Source organism: Paraliomyxa miuraensis (assembly GCF_026337845.1).
GTDB lineage: Bacteria > Myxococcota_A > Polyangia > Nannocystales > Nannocystaceae > Paraliomyxa > Paraliomyxa miuraensis.
The window spans coordinates 590258-610448 of the sequence record NZ_JAOVZF010000162.1; the positions used below are offsets into that span (position 1 = coordinate 590258).

The following is a 20191-nucleotide window of genomic DNA, read 5'->3' on the forward strand; positions in this document are numbered from 1 at the left end:
CCGGCGGGCCCCGACGGTGACCGGCTGCTCGATTGGCCGTTTCGCAGGGACGCGTCCGATCTGGCACGGACGATGCAGCGGCTAGAGCGGCCGCAAGAGGAGGCAACGTGTTCAACTCCATCGAAACCACGCCACGAAGCTCGAGCCGGGATCCTCGGCACGACCTTCCCATGATCTATCTTGCCGAGGACGAGCCCGACATCCGTGAGTCGCTCACCACCCTGCTGACACACGAGGGATTCGTGGTCCGGGCGGCGCTCGACGGCATCCAGCTGTTCGACTGGTTGTTTCGTCAGCGTGGCCGCAGCGCCCGGCTTCCCGACGTGATCATCACCGACCACCGGATGCCGGGGTATACGTCGCTCGACATCCTCGATTGCCTGGCCGAGCTGCAGTGGACGATCCCGGTCATCGTGCTCACGGGGTTTGGACCCGAGATCCGCGACCTGGCCAAGGCCCACGGGGCGACCGCGGTGTTCGACAAGCCCTTCGATCCCGACACGCTGCGCGATGCGACCATGACCTGCATCAATTGGGATGTGCGACGGCTTCGCGAGCCCGCGCGACGCAATCGCGCCACCCAATGAGCGAGGCTGGCTCGGTCCCAGCGAGAGCCACCCATGGTCTCACAGGGGGGTGCGGTCGGTCGACGGCGTGGGGCGCGAGCTGAAGCCGTCGTCGGGGCCGGGTGGGGTGCATCTGCGACCGAATGAGCGCCAGGGCTCGATCTCGGGTCGATCCCGATGTGAATCGTTTGCGGTTCTGGATCATCGAGGAGCAGCAATTCGCCGTATGATCACACCGCGCAAGGACGCGCGGCACCATGACTCTACTGGAATCGATCACGCGAATCTTGAGGTCGGGTTGTCCCGCATCGGCGTCACCCGACGAGATCGAGCAGGTCGTGACCCGGCACGCGACCCTGCTGGTCGGGACGATCGCGGCGTTGGGCTCGGGCGTTGGGCTCGTGCTGTTGGGCTCGACGTTGCATGCCGTGATGGCGACCTCCACCGGCCTGGTGTGCGGGTTGGGCTTCTTGCTCTCGGCTCGTGGACACTATCGGCTCGGCGTCGTCCTCACGTTGGCGATCGTCAACGTCATCATCGTCATGGGGGTGACGGCGGAGGGAGCCGACCACTTGGCCGTGTTGCACATCTTCACGGTATGCCTTCCGTTCTCGCTGTTCCATACCAGCGATCGGATCCTGCTGGCGGCCGGAGTGGGCATGGCGGCGCTCGGCATGTGCGTCAGCACGGTGCCGCTGGTGCCTACTCCCTGGCTGAGAGAGGGGGGCGAGGTCATGGGGAACGTGCGTGCGATCGCCAGTATCTCGATGACCGGAATCATTGCGACCCAGCTGTGGCTGTTCTTCGACAACCGCAATCGTACGCTCAAGCGACTGTCGGTGGCGTTGGCCGAGGCCAACGCGGCCAGCGTGGCCAAGAGCGCGTTCCTGGCCAACATGAGCCACGAGATCCGCACGCCGATCAACGGGGTGCTGGGGATGATCGGAATCCTCGAGGGTACCAGGCTCGATGCGATGCAGCAGGAGTACGTGCAGACCGCCCGAACCTCGGGGTTGGCGCTGCTCGACGTGATCAACGACATCCTCGATCTGTCGAAGGTCGAGGCGGGGCAGATGCGGCTCGAGCCGGTGCCGTTCGAGCTGCGCGCCACGGTGGAGGACATCCTCGACCAGTTCGCGCTCCAGACCACCTCCAAGGGCCTGGAGCTGGTGCTGCGCTACGTGCCGGGGACGCCCGAGCACGTGGTGGCCGATGCGGGGCGCATTCGTCAGGTGGTCAACAACCTGGTGGGCAACGCCATCAAGTTCACCGAGCGAGGCCATGTGCTCGTGACCGTGGAGCCCGACCCGAACGGCGCCGAAACCGAGGATCGTCCGGTGTTGAGGATCTCCGTCGAGGACACGGGAATGGGCATCCCTGCCGAGCGCAAGGAGGAAGTGTTCGACAAGTTCCGTCAGATCGATGGCTCGGCGACGCGGCAGCACGCAGGGACGGGCCTGGGGCTGGCCATCACGCGGGAGCTCGTCCAGCTGATGGGGGGCGAGATCGGGCTCGTCAGCGAGCTCGGGCGCGGCTCCACGTTCTGGTTCACGCTCCCGGTGGCGCTCGACGACGGGATCACGGTGGTGCGCTCCACCCCCGAAGAACTCGCGGCCGCGCGCGTGCTCATCGTGGACGATCACCCGGTCAATCGTCGCGTGCTCCGCGAGCAGGTCAGCAGCTGGGGCATGCGCAATGCAGAGTGCGACGGCGCCGCGAGGGCGCTCGACCTGCTGCGCGAGGCCAAGGCGCGGGGCGAGCCATTCGACTTCGCGGTGCTCGACTACCAGATGCCCGGACAGGACGGCGTCGCGCTGGCCACGGCGATCAAGGCAGAGCCCGAGCTGGCCGAGACGATCTTGATCCTGCTGACCTCGGTGACGGTCACGCTCGACGTGGGCGAGCTCGAAGCCATTGGGTTCGCGGGCTATCTGGTCAAGCCCGTGCACCACAGCGAGCTGGCCGACGTACTGGCAGCGGCACTCCATGCACGCAAGGACCGATCGACGCGGCCGCTCATCACGCGTCACCTGCTGCAGGAGCACCGTGCCGATTCCAAGGGGCGCGAGCGCTACCAGGGACTGCGGGTCCTGGTGGTCGATGACAATGCGATCAACCAAAAGGTCGCGGCCAAGCTCCTCGAGGGGCTGGGGTGCCGGATCGATCTGGCAGGCAACGGGCAGGAGGCGGTCGATCTGGTCGATGGGGTGTCGTACGACCTGGTGTTCATGGACGTGCAGATGCCGATCATGGATGGCTTCGAGGCCACTCGGGTCCTGCGCGAGCGGGGGCAGTCCTTGCCCATCATTGCGATGACGGCACACGCGATGCAGGGAGACCGCGAGCGCTGCTTGGCGGTGGGAATGAACGGCTACGTCAGCAAGCCCGTGCAGCGCGATGCGCTGAGCCGGGAAATCGCCAAGGTGGTCGAGCTGCGGTAGTACGGGACACCCCGACGCCGGGGCGCGCGAGCGCCAGTATCATCGGGCCGCGAGCAACGGCGGAGCGTCGCGTCGTCGCATGGATGGGCCGCTCGATCGACCATGCGGATGCCCCTCGGACTCCGTGCCGCCGTATGATCATGGCAACCGAGAGGCAAGGAGCGTCCGTGGATCTTCGAGGCTTCGTTCGTCGCACTCTTCGAGCCGGTGTACCCGAGCCCGCGCTGCCGGGCGAGCTCGAGCAGGCCATCACTCGCAACGGGACGCTGCTCCTGGCCGGACTGGTTGCCCTGACGGCGGCCACGGCGCTGGGGCTCACGGGCAATGCCTTCCACTGTGCGATGTCGTCGTCCGCGGCAGTGGGCTGCCTTCTGGGAGCGTATCTCTGCATGAAGGGGTGCCCCCAGATCGGGGTGCTGATCACGTTGCTGGTGGTCAACGTGATCGTCACCCTGGGCGTGACGGCCGAGGGGGCCTCACACATGGCGGTGCTGCACATCCTGGCGGTGTGTCTCCCATTCTCGTTGTTCAGCACGCGTGACCGACTGCCGCTGCTGCTCGCGGTGGTGATGTCGGCCGCCGGCATGGCCATCAGCACGATTCCGCTGGTTCCCACGCCGTGGCTGACACCGGCCGGCGAGGACCCGGGCATCGTGCCGGCGGTGGCCAGCATCGGGATGCTGGCGCTCATTGCGGCCCAGCTGTGGATGTTCTACAGCAGCCGCAATCGCATGCTGCTGCAGCTCTCCGTCGCGCTCGATGCCGCCAACGCGGCCAGCGTGACCAAGAGCGCGTTTCTGGCCAACATGAGCCACGAGATCCGCACACCGATCAACGGGGTGCTGGGGATGATCGGGATCCTCGAGGGCACCAAGCTCGACGCGATGCAGCAGGAGTACCTGCAGACGGCGCGGACCTCGGGGCTGGCGCTGCTCGACGTGATCAACGACATCCTCGATCTGTCGAAGGTGGAGGCGGGGCAGCTGCGGCTCGAGCCGGTGCCGTTCGAGCTGCGGGCGACGATGGAGGACATCCTCGATCAATTCGCGTACCAGACCACGGCCAAGGGGGTGGAGCTGGTGCTTCGCTACGTGCCGGGGACGCCCGAGCACGTGGTGGCCGACGCGGGGCGCATTCGGCAGGTGGTCACCAACCTGGTGAGCAACGCGGTCAAGTTCACCGATCGCGGGCACGTGCTGGTGACCGTGTCGTGCAAGGGGGCGTCGGCCGACCGGGCGACCTTGAGCCTCTCGGTGCAGGACACGGGGCCAGGGATCCCCGAGGAGCGCCGCGCGGAGATCTTCGACAAGTTCCGCCAGCTCGACGGCTCGGCCACCCGCCAGCACGCGGGCACGGGGCTGGGGCTGACGATCATGCGCGAGCTCGTGCAGCTGATGAACGGGGAGGTCGAGCTGGACAGCGTGGTGGGCGAGGGGTCGACGTTCCGAGTCACCCTGCCGGTGGACATCGACCAGGACGAGATCAGCGTGCGGCGATCGACGCCCGACGAGCTGGCGGCGGCGCGGGTGCTGATCGTGGACGACCATCCGGTCAACCGCAGGGTGCTGTGCGAGCAGGTCACGAGCTGGAACATGCGCAATGAACAGTGCGAGTCGGGGGCGGAGGCGCTCGAGCGGCTGCGGCGAGCCAAGCAGCGCGGCGAGCCGTTCGACCTGGCCGTGCTCGACTACCAGATGCCGCAGATGGACGGGGTCGCGCTGGCGAGGGCGATCAAGGCCGATGCCGAGCTGTCCGAGACGACGCTGATCCTGCTGACCTCGGTGACGCTGGCGCTCGATCTGGGGGAGATCAAGGCGGCCGGGTTCGCGGGGTACCTGGTCAAGCCGGTCCACCAGAGCGAGCTGCTCGACGTGCTGGCGGCAGCCCTGCATGCGCGCACCGAGGTCACGCAGGGACCGCTGCTCACGCGGCACCTGCTGCAGGAGCATCAGCGCGACGAGGTCGGCGGTGGGCTCTACGAGGGTCTGCGCGTGCTGGTGGTCGACGACAACGCGATCAACCAAAAGGTCGCGGCCAAGCTGCTCGAGCGGCTGGGGTGCCGGATCGATCTGGCCGGCAACGGGCAGGAGGCGCTGGAGCTGATCGATCGCGTGTCGTACGAGCTGGTGTTCATGGACGTGCAGATGCCGGTGATGGACGGGCTCGACGCGACCCGGACCCTGCGGGCGAAGGGGGTGATGGTTCCGGTGGTTGCCATGACGGCGCACGCGATGCAGGGGGATCGCGAGCGCTGCCTTGCCGCGGGAATGAACGGCTACGTCAGCAAGCCGGTGCAGCGGGACGGGCTGGCCCGGGAGATCGCCAAGCTCGTCAACCCTCGGGCGTGAGGCTCGATGGCGCGCGGGCCTCAGCCGTAGCCGTCGCCGCCGTAGCCCGGGGCGTGGGGGCTGCCGATCTCGGCCACGTCGAGCCCCATTGCCGGCACGGCCTCGTCGATGACGATGGCCGAGTCCTCGAGCCGGACCGCATCGCGGGCGATCGGCAGCGCCACGGGCTTCGGCGGGGCCGAGGCGCCGCCGGCCGTGAACAGGGGCTTGCCGTCGGGGTCCACGACAGTCGCCTGCTCGACCGGGGCGCGGCCATCGAGGAGCGCCTCGACCACGATCCAGCTCAGCAGATCGTGGTACGGGTCGAAGTAGTAGTGCACGTGCGCGTGGTCGTAGGCGGGCGAGCGTCCACGATGGGTCGGGTTGGGACGATGGGTGGGGGGACGCAGGCGCTGGCGAAATCCAAGGTGGCGCAGGCGGGCGACTTGTACCGGTCCGGGGGCGACGATGCGAAGCTGCGGGCCCTCGACCCGCACCGAGGTAGGTCCGAAGGCGGCGGCGAGGGCGGTCGACGCGGCACGGGTGAGCGCGCTGCCGCGCTCGCGCATGCGCTCGAGGCCGCCCTCGGCGAGCAACGCATCCACCCGGGTGCGGTACTGCGAGGGACCTTCGTCGGCCGTGATCCGCAGCTCGGCGGTGCGGGACACCAGCTCGATGGAGGCCGGGGCCGTGCCCTGGGCCACTTCTTCGTCGATCGTCAGCTCGGCGACCGTGTGCAGGCCATCGGCCACGTGTGAGAGCACGACCCGCACCGTTCCAAAGCCCGGCTCGAGCCGGCCCGACTCGACGACGCGGGCGAACGCGTCATCGAGGTCGTCGAGGCGCTGCTCCGTGTCGGTGTAGACCGCGTGCTTGCCCACGACGATCGCGATCACGTCGCGAACGCCGGTGGTGGCGAGCGCCTGGAGGGTGGCGCCCAGGAGCTCGAGCGCGTTGCCCAGCAAGCGCTCCCTTGCCTCGTCGGGCCCGGGATCGGTGACCAGCGACAGCAGCAGGCGCTTGATTCGACTGGTCCGTGGCAGGGGCTCGCGGGGTAGGTCGATGATGATGCGCGCGTGCAGCATGCATCGATCTTGGGGGCTGCGGCCGGAAACATCCACCCGTGCACACGTGGCGATCACCGCGCACGCCCTCGGGGGCGCGCGCGGCGATCGTCGGCCCGTGCTGCGCTCGGGCTAGCGGGTGCTCCAGAACACCTTGGCCACCCGCACGCTGCCCTCGCGCATGGTGACGGGGATCTTGCGGGTGCCGTCGGGGGTCTTGACCGTCAGCACCCCATGGAGCACGCCGCGCTCGCCCTCGAGGGTCCGCGACGACGAGGGACGCGTGACCTCCACGAACACGGACTTGCTGACCTTGCGCAGCGTGAGCTCTTCGCGACCGCTGCTCTCCCGCACGCGTGCCTTGCCCTCGGGCCGCATGCCGGACAGGCGACGGCCCTTGACGTCGACCACGGCGAGATCGAGCTCGCCCTCGCCGGTCCAGATGAGGTCGAGCTTGAGCTCGGCGCCGCGGTGCAGGTCGATGGTGGCCGGAGTCACCGTGCGCGAGGACATCGCGGCGCCCACGCGACCCAGACCGGCCGTGTCCTTGGTGGCGAGGCGCCGGCCCTCGTCGAGCGCGTCGACGGCGTCGCGCGAGCGGCCCTCGAGGGCGAGGCAGCGTACGAGGTCGGCGTGGTGATCGCCGTCTCGGGGATCGATGCTGACCAGCGCACGACGGTGCGAGCACGCCCGTCGAAGGTCGCCCTTGCTCTCGTAGGCCTGGGCCAGCTCGGTGTGCTGCCGCTTTGCGAACGGCTGCACCTCGAGTGCGCTCTCGTAGGCACGCAGCGCCATGGGGTCTCCATCGGCGGCCATGGCATCGGCCAGCGCGGTCAGGGCCGCCGCATGGTCGGGGTCGACCTCGGCCCATGCTCGGGCAAAGGCCAGCGCATCGGGGTGCCCCGCCCGAAGGGCTGCGCGCACCAGCTTGCCGTGGGTGCTGCGCTGGGTGGGATCGATGTCCACCGCCAGCCGCAGGGGCTCGAGCTTCGCCAGCGCGCCGGGGTCGGGCGAGGCGATCGGCCGGGTCTTGAGCCGCCGGATCGGTCGCCAGTGGCCGCCGCCCTTGGGCGCGCCCCAGCCGGGAGGAGGGCTGCTCCAGCCACCGCCGCCGCTGAGTGGATCGTCGTCCCACTGCGGGGGACGCCCGGGGGCGGGCGATGACGGCATGGGCCTGGCCTTCTTCTTCTTCTTGGTGCTGCTCTTGGCGGGGTCGAGGATGTCATCGGCGCTCGGGCGGCTCGAGCTGCCGCTGGACTTGCCGAGCCCGCTGCCGAAGCCATCACCGCCCTCGTCGTCGCCGAGGTCGACGTCGGCGAGCCGATCGTCGTCTTCGTCGGCGTCGATCTCGGTCTCCGCCGGAGGAACCGTAGGCTCGGCGGGCGAGTCGAAGCCGAGGCCGAAGTCGCCGTCGTCCTTGGCTGCCTGGCCCCGCCCGCTGCCGGCCGCGCCACCGAGCTTGCCTCCGACCACGCCGCCGGCCACTCCGCCGGGAATGCCCCCGGGCACGCCCCCCGCGGGCGGCGGGGCGGGATCGGGCTCGGGCTCGGCGAAGGGCTCGGCCGACGCGGAGCCGCGGGTGCGGTCGGCCTCTTCGCGCTTCTCGAGCGCCGCACCGAAGTCATCGGCCGGCGCGGGGGTGGCGGTGGCCCCGCTCGCGGAGGACGGTCCCTTGGCCTTCTCGTCGGACTTGGTGGTGGCGGTCTCGGTCTGCTCGTTCTCGGCCGTGCTCGAGGGCGCCTCGGTGAGCTTGCCGTCCCACTTGTCCGTGTTCTTGGCCGCGCGCACCACGTTGAACTCGCGGAACATCGCGTCGTTCTCGAGCACGAGCAGGGAGGTGTGTCGCGACATCACCGTGTAGTGCTGGGACAGCGCGATGATCTCGTCGCGAGCCTCGGCGCCCTTGGTCTGGGTGAGATGAGCGATCTCGGCCTGGGCCCACGTGCGCGGCAGGTGGCGGTGCTCGACGGGCGAGCTGCGATCGGCCTCGAGATCCACGCGGAAGCGGGCCTCGACCGGCCCTTCGGGGCCGCGGGCGCGCACGACCACTTCGTCGTGGACGGGGCGGCTGAGCTTGCCGACCAGTACCAGGGTGTCGCCGGGTCGCAGCCCGGCGGTGCCGTGGCGATGCACCGCGACCATGCCGTCGGGCACGTCGAGCTCCACGTCGGTGGCCATGGGCACACGGGCCCGCAGCCGCAGCTCGCGGACCAGCTGCTGCCGGTCGTCGCGAGGATCGGCGCGCAGGATGTCGCCGCCGGTCTGCTGTACGACGGCCTCGAGCGTGGTGAGGTCGGAGCGGGCGCCCAGTGCCACCGCCATCACCCGGGTGCCGCGCAGCGGCTCGGCCACGTGGCGCGCGAGGCGGTCGGCCGCCAGCTCACCCGACGAGGGGGTGCCGTCGCCGAGGTACACGATCACGCGCTCGCCCGGGGCCCCGCTGCGCTCGAGTGCCTCGGCCGCGCTCACCAGCATTCCACCCACGTCGCTGGCCCCGGCCAGGTCCTGGCGCTCGAGGAAGCGCTGCACCTCGTCGAGGTCGCCGGGCTGCGGCGACAGCAGACCTCCGGGGGCCTGGTCGCACGCGGTGTCGCAGGCGAGCACGGCAAAGCGGTCGTCGGGCTCCATCGAGCTCGACAGCGCCTCGACCATGCCGCGCGCCACCGTCCACAGCTCGGGGCTGGTGCTGTGGCTGCGATCGAGCACGAAGGCGTAGCTGGTGGCGCCTTCGGGTCTGGGGAGCTCGAGCTGCGGCCGCATCGACACCATGAAGTAGGCCTGCCCGTCGCGGTCGAGGTGGGTCTCGGTGTGGACGCGGGCCTCCTGCTCGCCCACGGGGATGTCGATGCCGAGATCGGCGGTGGGGATGAAGCGCTCGCGCTCCGCCACGAGCCGGACGCGACCGTCCTCGAAGTGGCGGTCGAGCTCCATCATGGGGGTCTCGATGTCGGCGAGCTGAGCCTCCGCGATCTGCTGGCCGTCGACGGTGACCTCGAACTTGAAGCGCTCGATCTCGGTGCCCCCCGCCCCGCTGCCCGCGAGCGGGAAGCGGTAGCGCAGGGTGTCGCCGGCGACCGGCAGCACCTGGGTGTAGGCCAGCCGCACCCGTCGCTCGCCGCGGCCGGGGATCGGGAACACCCGCAGCTTGAAGATGTTGCCGCGCTCCCACTCGAGCAGCGCCGGATCGCGCGGGATGGTGGCGTCGACGATCGCGGCGAAGATCCGCCGCGCACGGGCTTGCTCGACGATCTCGCCCTCCATCCAGCGGTTGCCCACCAGCAGCGAGAGGCCCGAGACCGAGCCGTCACCGGGCAGCGGGAAGCGGTAGATGCCCTCGAGGACCGCGGGCTGGTCGTTGAAGAACGCCTGCTCGACCTCGGTGTGCGCGATCCGGCCGGCGATGTTGACGGTGACGGTCTCGTCGGTGAGCCGCAGGCGCTGCTGCTCGGTGCGGCTGCCGGCTCGTCGCGCGGTGAGGCTACCCACCCCGGCCGGGACCTCGTCGGCCATGCGCGCGGCGTTCTCGAACGTGCGCGACCAGCCGGTCTCCTGCAGCGGGGCGAGCGAGAGCTCGGGCCTTCGCTCGCGCTCCTCGGGCAGCGGGGCGTCGATGCTCTCGCCGGGCGCGAGGGTGAGGCTGCGCGAGGGCGCCTGCAGCGAGGCGGTGCCGCTGAGCACCGCGAAGTGCCGGGTGGTGCCCGCGTTGCGGATCTGGGCCTCGCCGCGGGTGACCGTGAGCACCTCGTCGCCCGCCGCCACCGAGAGCTCCGCCGTTGCTCCCGGCTCGGTCAGCACCACCACCTCGCCACGGGTGAGCACCATGCGAGCCGCCGCTCCCGATCCGGGCAGGGTCAGCGCCGTATCCTCGTTCATGCGCACCCGAATGCCGCCCGGCAGCCGCAGCTCGGCCAGGGTGCCGCGCGGGGTCTCGAGCGCCTGTTCTTCCTGCAACCGCCCGCCCTTGCCCAGGAACGTGCCCGGTGGCAGCGTGGGCGAGAGCAGGCCACCGGGGCCGCTGATCGCGACCACCTCGGCGACGTCCTCGGCCGGGGCCGGGGCGGCGGCCTCGGAGGCGCCGTCCTGGGGGGTCTGTGCGGCCGGCTCGCCCTCGGGTGCGGCATCGCCGGAGCGGCAGCCGAGGGCCATCAGGAGGCACAGCGAAGAGGATTGGAGCAGGATGCGGGCGCGGGCGCGGGGATGATCGTGGGCGGGCTTGGGCATGGCGGGGCCTCGGCGACGGCGTGCCAACGCACGGTGTGGGAATAGGGTCTGCGGGGGCAAGGCGGCAGGGGACGACCGGCCACCATGAGACACAAGGCATTGATTTTACACGGTTAGTCGCCTCGCAAGACGCACGTCGGTGAGCGCATGGCCGGCGATCCGACCTCTCACCGAGGGCCTCGAGCGTCGATCGGGCATTGCCCACGGCGTGAGCGTGATGACAACCCCCCCCGCCCCCGCATACCCTCGACGCGGATGCCGAGCGCCCGGGAGATCTTCCTCGCCCAGGTACGCACCCCCGATCTCGATGCCGAGGTCGACGAGCTTCGTCGTGACCTGACCACGCTCAAGTACGAAGCGTTGCAGCAGGTCGAGCAGCTCGACGACGAGGGCAAGCAGCGGGTGATGCCCAACCTCTACGAGCAGATCGTGCACAGCCAGGTACAGCTGGCCGGGCACCTGGGTCTGGGGGTGTCGCTCGCGCTCACGGTGCTCGACGAGCATCACAGCGGCGCCTCGCTCTCGCGCTTCGATCGCGAGCTGCGGGAGCAGATGAACGAGATCGGCACCGAGCTCACCAATCGTCACCACAGCCGCCTGGCCAAGATGGTGGCGCAGATCGAGGTGCAGCGCCTGGTGTGGCGGCACAGCCACGAGTTCATGTCGTGGCTGGCCTTCCGGCGCGGCGACGAGCGCTACCCCGCGGCCGATCGCCTCGAGCGCCTCGACGCCTTCGGGGTGCAGCCGCGTCTGCTCGAGGCCCGCTCGGTGGTCATGGCCATGCTGGGCGTGCGCCTGTCGGCCGCGATCGAGGGCGTGGACCGCTTCATGCTCGGCAACCGCTGGCGCCTGGGCGACAGCCCCGAGCATGCGCTCGAGCGCTACGTGTGGCCGATCCTCTCCTACTTGCCCGCGCCCACCGTTCGCATCGAACGGGCTCGCTGGGAACTCGACACCATGCTCGAGAGCGGGCTCGAGGGCGATGCGCTCGATGCCGAGCGCGCCAAGATGGCGGGGCTGCTCGAGGCGCAGCTCGCCGATGCGCTCTCGGAGCTGCCCGAGGCGGCGCTGGCGGGGAGCCTCGATTAGCCCCGCGCGCGGCGCCGCCGGCGGGCTGCCGTGATCAGTACGGATACCCGGGAATCTCCAGCTCGATCGAGTAGATCGCGTTGCCGTTGCTCGGATCCCCGGCGGTTGCGTAGAGCGTGCGCCGATCGGCCCCGCCGAAGGCGACGTTGGTGAGGCTCGAGGCCACCATGATCGTGCCGTGGTCGGTCTGGTCGGGCCCGAGCACGCGGACCTGACCGGCCGAGTGGAGCGTGACGTAGAGATTGCCCGCGCAGTCCATGCCCATGCCGTCGACCGAGCTCAGGCCCAGGCCGGGAGCGAACGGCGTGGGCGGGGTCACCAGCGCGCCGCCGGGCTCCACGTCGTAGCGCAGCACCCCGCCGGGCGTGCCCACGTAGAGCCATGCCTGGTCGGGTGACAGCGTGATCCCATTGGGCATGTTCTGCGTGCCGTCCTCGAGGGTGATGGCGCCGCCCGGATCGACCCGGTAGATCCCGCGCACGGGCTGCGGGTTGGGGTTTTGGGCCTGCCAGCTCGGATCGGTGAAGTAGATCGTGCCGTCGTCGCGCAGGGTGAGATCGTTGGGCGAGTTGAGCCGATTGCCCTGGTACTGGGCGACGATCGAGGCGCGGGTGCCGTCGAGCGTGAACGTGGAGATGCCACCATCATCGTGGGTCGCGGCGACGATGCGGCCGCGCGAGTCGACGGCCAGGCCGTTGCTGCCCGAGCCCGCGATGTGCTCCTCGAGCGCACCGCCGGGGACGTAGCGCAGAATCGAGGCCGGTGGCTCGGGTCCCGTCCCGAAGTGCGACAGATGGAGCGCGTCACCGATCCACACCGGGCCCTCGACCAGACCCCCGGGGTAGAGCCCGAGCTGGGTGTTGGGCACGGGCTGGGCCGCCACCATCGCGCCGGGCAGCGGCGAGGCGGGAAACGGTCCGTCGGGACAGATGCTCGCCGGGGGCGGCGGATCGCCGGTCGTACCCGTCGAGTCCGCCCCGTCGTCGGTGGTCGGGGTGGGGCCGTCGTCGGTCGTCCCGGGGCCGACGCTCGTGGAGGTCCCGGTTGCCGAACCCCCAACGGTGGGATCGACGGTGGGATCGGCGGTGGCCGAGGTCACGGTGGTGGTCGAGGAAGCGCTGCCGTCGTCGCCCGGGCAGGCGCACAGGACGAGCGTCGAGCCGACGAGGGTCCCGATGCGGGCAGCGCCGAGGGCGAGGTCGTGCATTCCATTCGACATGAGGGTCACCGATCAGGCACACACGTGGGTTCCGTCCGCGTCCATCATGGGGCCGCCGACTTGTTGGCCCTCGGCGTCGAGGCAGCTCACGTCGCAGGTGCCCACGTTGGAGCACGCGACGCGACAGGCTCCGTGGCACTCCACGGTGCAGGTGCCCACCCTCGCGCAGTCGACCACGCTGTCGGGCCCCACCGCGACGTCGCAGCGGGATGCATCGGCGCAGGTATAGTCGCAGCGGGGGCCGCAGGCCGCCTCGCAGCCGCTGAGGCGGTCGCACGCGATGCGGCAGTCCTCGTCGCACTCCACGGTGCAGTCGTCGAGGTCGGCACAGTCCACGTCGCACTCGTCCTGGCACGAGGCCTCGCAGGTGCCGAGCGCATTGCAGTCGATGTCGCACGGGGAGGCCGAGCACGCGGCCTCGCAGTGGTCCAAGCCCTCGCAATCGCAGTGGTCACCGTGGCAAGGGCCGTCGTCGTGGGCACAGCCCGTGCCCACCAGCGAGCCGACCAGCGAGCCCATCACGACGCCGACGAGCAGGTCTCGTAGCAACCTCGGGATCATGGCCACTCGATCGGTAGCACGTCGTGTCCGAATACGGCAGCTGAATGGATCCTTCCGTGCATGGGCACGATCCGTTCCCATGCGCCGCGTCGCCGGCTCGGGCTAGCATGGGTCCACCAATGTCCTCGTGGTCGTCGTCATCGTATGGCTCCTCGCGCCGGCTGCTGCTGGTCGCCTTCTCGACGGGGCTCGGGATCCTGGCCGGCTGTGCCGCGGGCTCGAGGCCGCCGCCGGTGGAGCCCGGGGCCAACCCCTTCGCGGGCCGTCCGCTGCGGTGGGTCGAGAGCACCAACGCAACCCGGCAGGCCGAGGCCTGGCGCAGGGATCAGCCCGACGATGCCGCATACATGGAATTGCTGGCCGAGCAGCCGGTGGCGCTGTGGTACGGCGACTGGACGCCCAGCGTCGAGGAGGCCATCCGCGGGGTGACGTTCGAGACGCGGCGCCGGGGCGAGCTGGCGCTGATGGTCCTCTACAACATCCCCAACCGCGACTGCGGGCAGTACTCGGCCGGAGGCGTGGACGATCCCGAGACCTATCGCCGCTGGATCCGTCAGGCCAAGCGCGGCATCGGGCGCGGGGCGGCGGCGGTGATCCTCGAGCCCGATGCGCTCGGGCTGCTCGAGGACTGCCTGAACCCGGCCAAGCAGCGCGAGCGCCTGGAGCTGCTGTCGGATGCGGTGCAGGTGCTGTCGGAGGGGGGCGGGGTCGCGGTGTACATCGACGCGGGCAACGCCCGCTGGCACCCGCCCGAGGAGATGGCGCGTCGCCTGCGGAAGGCCGGCATCGAGCATGCTCGCGGTTTTGCCCTCAACGTCTCCAACTACGTGGGCACGGAGGAGACGGTCGCCTACGGCAAGGCGATCTCGGCGCTGGTGGGAGACAAGCCGTTCGTCGTCGACACCAGCCGCAACGGCAATGGACCCACCGAGGACCTGAAGTGGTGCAACCCGCGGGGCCGCGCGGTGGGGCGACCACCGACGAGCGAGACCGGCGATCCGTCGGTCGATGCATTCCTGTGGATCAAGGTTCCAGGCGAGTCCGATGGTGCCTGCAACGGGGGCCCGGCCGCGGGGGCGTGGTGGCCCGAGGTCGCGCTCGAGCTCGCGCGCAATGGGACGTGGACCAACGCCGCGCTCGGGCGCCAGCCGCCCCGACCGGAGCCGGAGGCGAAACCGGAGGACGACGCACGGCTCGAGTCGGCCCCGCCCAACGCGCCTCAGCCGTCCCCGGGGCCGCGGCGGTGAGCCGGGGTTCTCACAGTCCGCCCGGCGCCGTCTCGGCCCCGGCCAGCAGCTCCCACCGCTTGGGCGATCGCCACAGCCGCGAGCGCAGCAGCTCGCGCTCGTAGACGAACTCCTTGGGCAGCCGGTCGAAGAACCGATCGAACAGCTCCTCGTGTGCATGCGCCTCGACGGTGCCCGACTCGCGGCCCACCGCCATGAGGCCCTTGAACTGCTCCTTGGGGAAGTCGAGGCCCTCCCAGCTCAGGTCCTCGTAGCGCGGCATCCAGCCCAGCGGGCTCTCGATCGCGTAGCCGGTGCCGCTGATGCGCTTGAGGATCCACTCGAGCACGCGCATGTTCTGGCCGAAGCCCGGCCAGATGAACTTGCCGTTCTCGTCCTTGCGAAACCAGTTGACCCGGAAGATGCGCGGCGGGTTGGGGTTCAGCCGCCCCACGTTGAGCCAGTGGTTGAAGTAGTCGGCCATGTTGTAGCCGCAAAACGGGAGCATCGCGAACGGGTCGCGCCGCATCGCGGCCTGCCCCACGGCGGCCGCGGTGGCCTCGGAGCCCATGGTGGCGGCCAGGTACACGCCGTGCGACCAGTTGAACGCCTGGTAGACCAGCGGCTGGTCCTTGCTCATGCGGCCGCCGAAGATGAACGCCGACAGCTGCACGCCCGCGGGGTCCTCCCACTTGGGATCGACCGAGGGGCACTGCGACACGGGGGCCGTGAAGCGCGAATTGGGGTGCGCGGCCGGGGTCTTGCTCTCGGGGGTCCAGTCGTTGCCGCGCCAGTCGATGAGGTGGGCCGGCGGCTCCTTGGTCAGCCCCTCCCACCACACGTCGCCGTCGTCGGTCAGCGCCACGTTGGTGAAGATGCAGTTGGCGTGCAGGGTGGCGATCGCGTTGGGGTTGGTCTCGAGCCCGGTGCCCGGAGCCACGCCGAAGAAGCCCGCCTCGGGGTTGATCGCGTAGAACCGGCCGTCGGCGCCCGGCTTGATCCACGCGATGTCGTCGCCGACCGTCCAGATCTTCCAGCCCTCGAAGCCCTTGGGCGGGACCATCATGGCGAAGTTGGTCTTGCCGCACGCCGAGGGGAACGCCGCGGCCACGTACCTCTTGGTGCCCTGCGGGTTCTCGACCCCGAGCACCAGCATGTGCTCGGCCAGCCAGCCCTCGTCGCGCCCCATGACCGAGGCGATGCGCAGCGCCAGGCACTTCTTGCCCAGCAGCGCATTGCCGCCGTAGCCGGAGCCGAACGACCAGATCTCGCGGGTCTCGGGGAAGTGCGAGATATAGGTATTGTCGGGGTTGCAGGGCCAGCGATCGCTCTCATGACCCTCGGCCAGCGGCTGACCCACCGAGTGCATGCAGGGGATGAACTCGCCGTCGTCACCCAGCACGTCGAGCGCACCCTGGCCCATGCGCGTCATGATCCGCATGTTCACGGCCACGTAGGGGCTGTCGGTGATCTCGACCCCGAGCTTGGCGATCGGCGAGCCCAGCGGGCCCATCGAGAACGGCACCACGTACATGGTGCGGCCCCGCATGCAGCCGTCGAACAGCCCGCGCAGGACCTTCTTCATCTTGCTGGGCTCCATCCAGTTGTTGGTGGGCCCGGCGTCGGTGGAGTTGGTGCTGCAGATGAAGGTGCGGTCCTCGACCCGGGCCACGTCGCGGGGATCGGAGCGGGCGAGGAAGCTGTTGGGGCGCTTTTCCGGGTTGAGCCGGATGAACATGCCGGAATCGACCATCTCGTTGCACAACCGCTCGTTCTCCTCTGCGCTACCGTCGCAGATGTACACGCTGTCGGGTTTGCAGAGCGCCTTGATCTCCTCGATCCAGGCAAGCAGGCGGGGGTGCGAGGTCGTGCCAGCCATGATGCGGCGCATGGTAGCGCCTGGCCGGCGCGCCGCTGGTCCGGCGGAAGCGTTCCCGGCCGTCCGGCGGGGCGCGGATGCTCACGCAATAGGGAAGTGAGCAACCGCGCCGTGGGCGACCGCGAGCGAATGAGCACGGCTGTGCGGCCGAGAGAGATCCCTTGCCGGCACGCCTTGCGTGGCGGCCTAACCGGACTCCCGCAGCCGATCGAGGAAGCGCTGCACGTCCAGCGGCGGCGGAACGTCGCTCTGCTCGAACTCGTCCTTGGCCAGCACCCCGTGACCGAGCGCGAGCTCGTACTCGCGCAGCCGCACGTCGAGGGTGGCGGCGTAGAAGTAGCGGATGCCCCGTCGCATGGGATCGGGCTCTTCGTCGATGTCGAGCAAGAGCGCGTCGCGGCACAGCTGGGCCAGGAACGGGGTGTCGGCCACGATCACCAGGGCCTCCACGTTGCCCGCCGCGTCGCGGGCGCTCTGGGCATCGAGGTCTCCGTCGAGCAGCAACGACGCCAGCGAGTGGTGCACGTGCTCGACCGCGACCAGCTCGCCCTTGGCCTCGAACACGATTCCGGCGATTGCCAGCAGCGCGGGAACGTGGGTCGGCATGCGCTCGAGCGCGGCCTCGAAGCGCTCGCGCGCGGCCGCGGGGTCCTCGCGCTGCCGTGCGACCTCGCCCCGGATGAACCACGCCTGGGCCTCTTGATCGCGCTCACCGACCTCGGCGTAGGCGGTGGCCGCCTCGCTGGCCAGCTGATCGGCCCGCTCGAGATCCCCACCCTCGAGGGCGATCACCGCCAGCATGTACGTCACCGCTGGATGATCGAAGCCGCCCTCGCGCGCCTGCAGCAAGAACGGCCGCGCCGCGGCGCCGGAGAACCGGGTCATCTGCACCCCGGCCCACAGGTACGCCAGGTCGGGCGTGAGGTGGCCCTCGGCCGCGAGCGTGGCCAGATCGTTCTCGAGGATGCGCTGGGCCAGCGCGGCCACGTCGTCGTTGGGCGGGCAGCGCTGGGTATAGGCCGCCACGCGGGCGCGAGCGATGCGGGCCTGCACCTGCAGCGCTTCCACCTCGGAGGTGACGGCGGCGTCGAGATTGGTGAGGGTGGCCTCGACCGAGACGTCGTCGGGCTTGATGCGCCGCTCCTCCGAGAAGTCGACCTCGCGCGCGGTGGGCTGGCCCTGCTGCCCGTCGGTGAGCCGCCACGCCACGCCACGAATGCACACGGTGAACCACAGCGCGGCCACGTCTCCGCGCGCGACCGCGATCCAGTGGCGTCCGGAGCCGTCGGCCGCCGTTGCGAGGCGCCGATCGGCGCTGGCGGCCTTGCCCTCGCGCAGCAGCGCGCTGACCGCCTCGAGCACGGCCACGGTGCGCTCGTCGGCGTGGTCTCGCGCCACGGTCACCAGCGGCTCGAGGTCCTGCCACTGGGCCCAGCTCCCCATGGCGGTCGCCGACGCCTCGGCCGAGCCGGCCGGGGGCACGCTGCGCTTGCATGCGAGGGAGCCGCTCGCGATCGCCAGGGCGAGCGCGGTCGCCGAGCTCAGTGCACGGAGCGAGCCGAGCATGCATCGCGGGCCAGAGGGTCGAGCCAGGCGCGTCACGGGGCGGCAGGGTATCCCAACCCCGGGAGCAAAGCCGGTCCGGGCCCCAGAACAGGCCCCCGAACCAGACCCCGGAACTAGCCGAGGCGAGTCATCCACTGCTCGGCGGCGCGGCGCACCGCATCGCGGCTGGATGCCTTCGACAGCCGCAACAGCGCGTCGGGGCCGACCAGGGCCAGACCCTCGCTGCGCACGCGCGTGGCCAGCAGATCGCCCATCCGTCCGGGCTCGGTGAGCCAGCGCTCCACGATGGCGCGCGGCACCTGGAACGCGGCTCCTGGGCACGCCACCCAGCGCTCGCCGATCTCGCGGATCTCCGCGTGGCCGTGCTCCACCAGGAACGGCAGCAGCACTCCGATCTGATCCGGATCCACGCGGGCGACGGTGGCGCCGTCGGGCTCGCGCAAGCGACCCGGCGGAAGCTCGAGCACGGTCGCCACGCCCTCGACGATCGCATCGGGCGACAGGCCGATGTGCTCCAGCGCATCGCGCAGGGCAGGGCCGGGGGCCGGCGCGTCGTCCCCGGCCGCGGGCCGCAAGCCCCGGCGTACCAGCTCGTAGAGCCAGTCCCAGCGCCCCCGGCCGGTCAGCGCCGCATCGATCAGCTCGTAGCCCAGGGCCTGCAGCGTGCGCAGGCGCTGATCGAGCAGGCGCTCGGCCTCGCCCTGTCGCAGCGCTCGCCACGAGAGCGCACGCCCCCCGGCGAGGGTGCGGGACGAGGTCTCGGAGGGCTCGGCCCGGGCTTCCCTCACATTGAACCAGCTGCCGGTCAGCCCCCGTCGCTCCACGAGCGAAAGGCGCACCACCTGGTGCCGCGGCTCGACCTCCGGGGCGGGAGGCAGCCGCAAGGTGAAGCCGCGACGCTCGATCCAGCGGGGCACGGGGGGGTTATAGCCATGCCTGGCGTCGGGCTGTAAGAGGGGGATGGCGGGTCGCGTTCGGGGGGCCGTCCACGACCGCCACGATGGCTCGCGTCTCCACCGATCACTCATAGGCTTCACCATGCGTCCATCCCGCCCGATCTCCCTGGCCTCCGTTGCTCTCGCCGCGCTCGTCCTCGCGGGCTCGTTTGCCGAGCCGGCCCATGCCCGGCGCAAGCAGGCGTTCGCCGCCGCGCCCGAGGCTCCCATCGCCCAGCCGCTGGTGAGCCTGTCGCTCGAGCGCCCCGGTGGAGGCACGCTGCCCTCGTTCATGCACCTGGGGTCGCTCTACTTCGCGGGGCAGCAGGGCGAGCGCTACGACCTTCGCCTCACCAACAACACCTCCGAGCGCGTCGAGGTCGTGGTCACCGTCGATGGCCGCGACGTGATCAGCGGCGAGCTCGGCAACTACAAGCGACAGCGCGGCTACGTGATCGAGCCGTGGGCCTCCGTCGTGGTCGAGGGGTATCGCCAGTCGCTCGACCAGGTGGCCGCATTCCGATTCTCGGACCCGAGCAGCAGCTACACCGCGCAGCGGGGCTCGCCCGAGCACGCCGGGGTGGTGGGCGTGGCGATCTTCAAGGAGAAGCGCCGCAGCGCCCGCAAGCACCGCAAGGCCCTGGCCGCCGCTCCGCCGCCGCCGCCCTACTACGAGCCCTACTACCGCGGGGAGGAGCAGGCACCCGCGGCCCCCGATGCATTCCCGGAGTCGTCGAGCAAGGCCGAGCGCCGCGCCGCTGCATCCGAGGCCGAGGCCGCCGACGAAGCGGCCCCCGCGAGGGCTCCGTCACCCACCGAGGGCGGTGGCTTTGCGCCGGCGCCGAGCCCCACCCCGCGCCAGCTCGGCACCGCCTACGGCGAGACTCGCTACAGCGCCGTGCAGGAGGTCGAGTTCAAGCGCCACCGTCGTCGCCGGCCCGACGCGTTCCTCACCGTCTACTACGACAGCTCGCAGGGGCTGGCCGCGCGGGGGATCAACGTCGGCGCACCTGCGCTTCCCTACGAGCCCCAGCCGTTCCCGGGCTACGCCGCCCCGCCGCCGCGCTGATCCCCGCATTGCCGGGATGAGCCAGGGC

At 70.6% G+C, this 20191-nt stretch carries 13 protein-coding genes; 6 read left to right on the forward strand and 7 right to left on the reverse strand.

From position 1 onward, the window contains the following. Positions 1-170 precede the first annotated feature (170 nt). From OEB96_RS39845 to OEB96_RS39855, 3 genes are all read left to right on the forward strand, one after another. Positions 171-587 (forward strand): response regulator, encoded by a 417-nt coding sequence (locus OEB96_RS39845; RefSeq protein WP_266222152.1) that lies wholly within the window; start codon positions 171-173, stop codon positions 585-587. Between the two features lie 317 nt (positions 588-904). Then, entirely contained in the window at positions 905-3007 is a 2103-nt protein-coding gene (locus tag OEB96_RS39850) for a response regulator (protein WP_266222153.1), read from the forward strand. Positions 3008-3174: 167 nt separating this feature from the next. Next, positions 3175-5355, forward strand: a complete 2181-nt coding sequence (locus OEB96_RS39855) for a response regulator (RefSeq protein WP_266222154.1) — start codon at positions 3175-3177, stop codon at positions 5353-5355. Positions 5356-5375: 20 nt separating this feature from the next. Here OEB96_RS39855 and OEB96_RS39860 read toward each other — a convergent pair whose 3' ends face one another. Then, on the reverse strand, positions 5376-6419 hold the full coding sequence (locus OEB96_RS39860; protein WP_266222155.1) for a hypothetical protein: 1044 nt from the start codon (positions 6417-6419) through the stop codon (positions 5376-5378). Positions 6420-6530: 111 nt separating this feature from the next. Further along, positions 6531-10619 carry a VIT domain-containing protein gene (locus OEB96_RS39865; protein ID WP_266222156.1) on the reverse strand — a complete coding sequence of 1363 codons (4089 nt, stop codon included), beginning with the start codon at positions 10617-10619 and terminating at the stop codon, positions 6531-6533. Between the two features lie 255 nt (positions 10620-10874). Here OEB96_RS39865 and OEB96_RS39870 point away from each other — a divergent pair, with 255 nt between their 5' ends. Next, a complete protein-coding gene (locus OEB96_RS39870) occupies positions 10875-11708 on the forward strand; it encodes a hypothetical protein (RefSeq protein WP_266222157.1) in 834 nt (277 codons plus the stop codon). 34 nt (positions 11709-11742) lie between these two features. On the opposite strand, the gene OEB96_RS39875 is transcribed toward OEB96_RS39870, so the two are convergent. Together OEB96_RS39875 and OEB96_RS39880 are read right to left on the reverse strand one after the other, a co-directional pair. After that, positions 11743-12927 carry an SMP-30/gluconolactonase/LRE family protein gene (locus OEB96_RS39875; protein ID WP_266222158.1) on the reverse strand — a complete coding sequence of 395 codons (1185 nt, stop codon included), beginning with the start codon at positions 12925-12927 and terminating at the stop codon, positions 11743-11745. Between the two features lie 12 nt (positions 12928-12939). Next, positions 12940-13488, reverse strand: coding sequence for a hypothetical protein (locus OEB96_RS39880; RefSeq protein WP_266222159.1), 549 nt, complete (start codon positions 13486-13488; stop codon positions 12940-12942). 119 nt (positions 13489-13607) lie between these two features. On the opposite strand from OEB96_RS39880, the gene OEB96_RS39885 reads away from it, so the two are divergent. Next, entirely contained in the window at positions 13608-14735 is a 1128-nt protein-coding gene (locus OEB96_RS39885) for a glycoside hydrolase family 6 protein (protein ID WP_266222160.1), read from the forward strand. Between the two features lie 10 nt (positions 14736-14745). Here OEB96_RS39885 and OEB96_RS39890 read toward each other — a convergent pair whose 3' ends face one another. From OEB96_RS39890 to OEB96_RS39900, 3 genes are all read right to left on the reverse strand, one after another. Next, positions 14746-16593 (reverse strand): phosphoenolpyruvate carboxykinase (GTP), encoded by a 1848-nt coding sequence (locus tag OEB96_RS39890; RefSeq protein WP_266222161.1) that lies wholly within the window; start codon positions 16591-16593, stop codon positions 14746-14748. 186 nt (positions 16594-16779) lie between these two features. After that, entirely contained in the window at positions 16780-18159 is a 1380-nt protein-coding gene (locus OEB96_RS39895) for a hypothetical protein (RefSeq protein ID WP_266222162.1), read from the reverse strand. 113 nt (positions 18160-18272) lie between these two features. Further along, positions 18273-19076 (reverse strand): hypothetical protein, encoded by an 804-nt coding sequence (locus OEB96_RS39900; protein WP_266222163.1) that lies wholly within the window; start codon positions 19074-19076, stop codon positions 18273-18275. A gap of 121 nt (positions 19077-19197) precedes the next feature. On the opposite strand from OEB96_RS39900, the gene OEB96_RS39905 reads away from it, so the two are divergent. Continuing rightward, complete coding sequence (locus OEB96_RS39905; protein ID WP_266222164.1) at positions 19198-20163, forward strand: hypothetical protein; 966 nt, start codon at positions 19198-19200, stop codon at positions 20161-20163. Positions 20164-20191 lie beyond the last annotated feature (28 nt).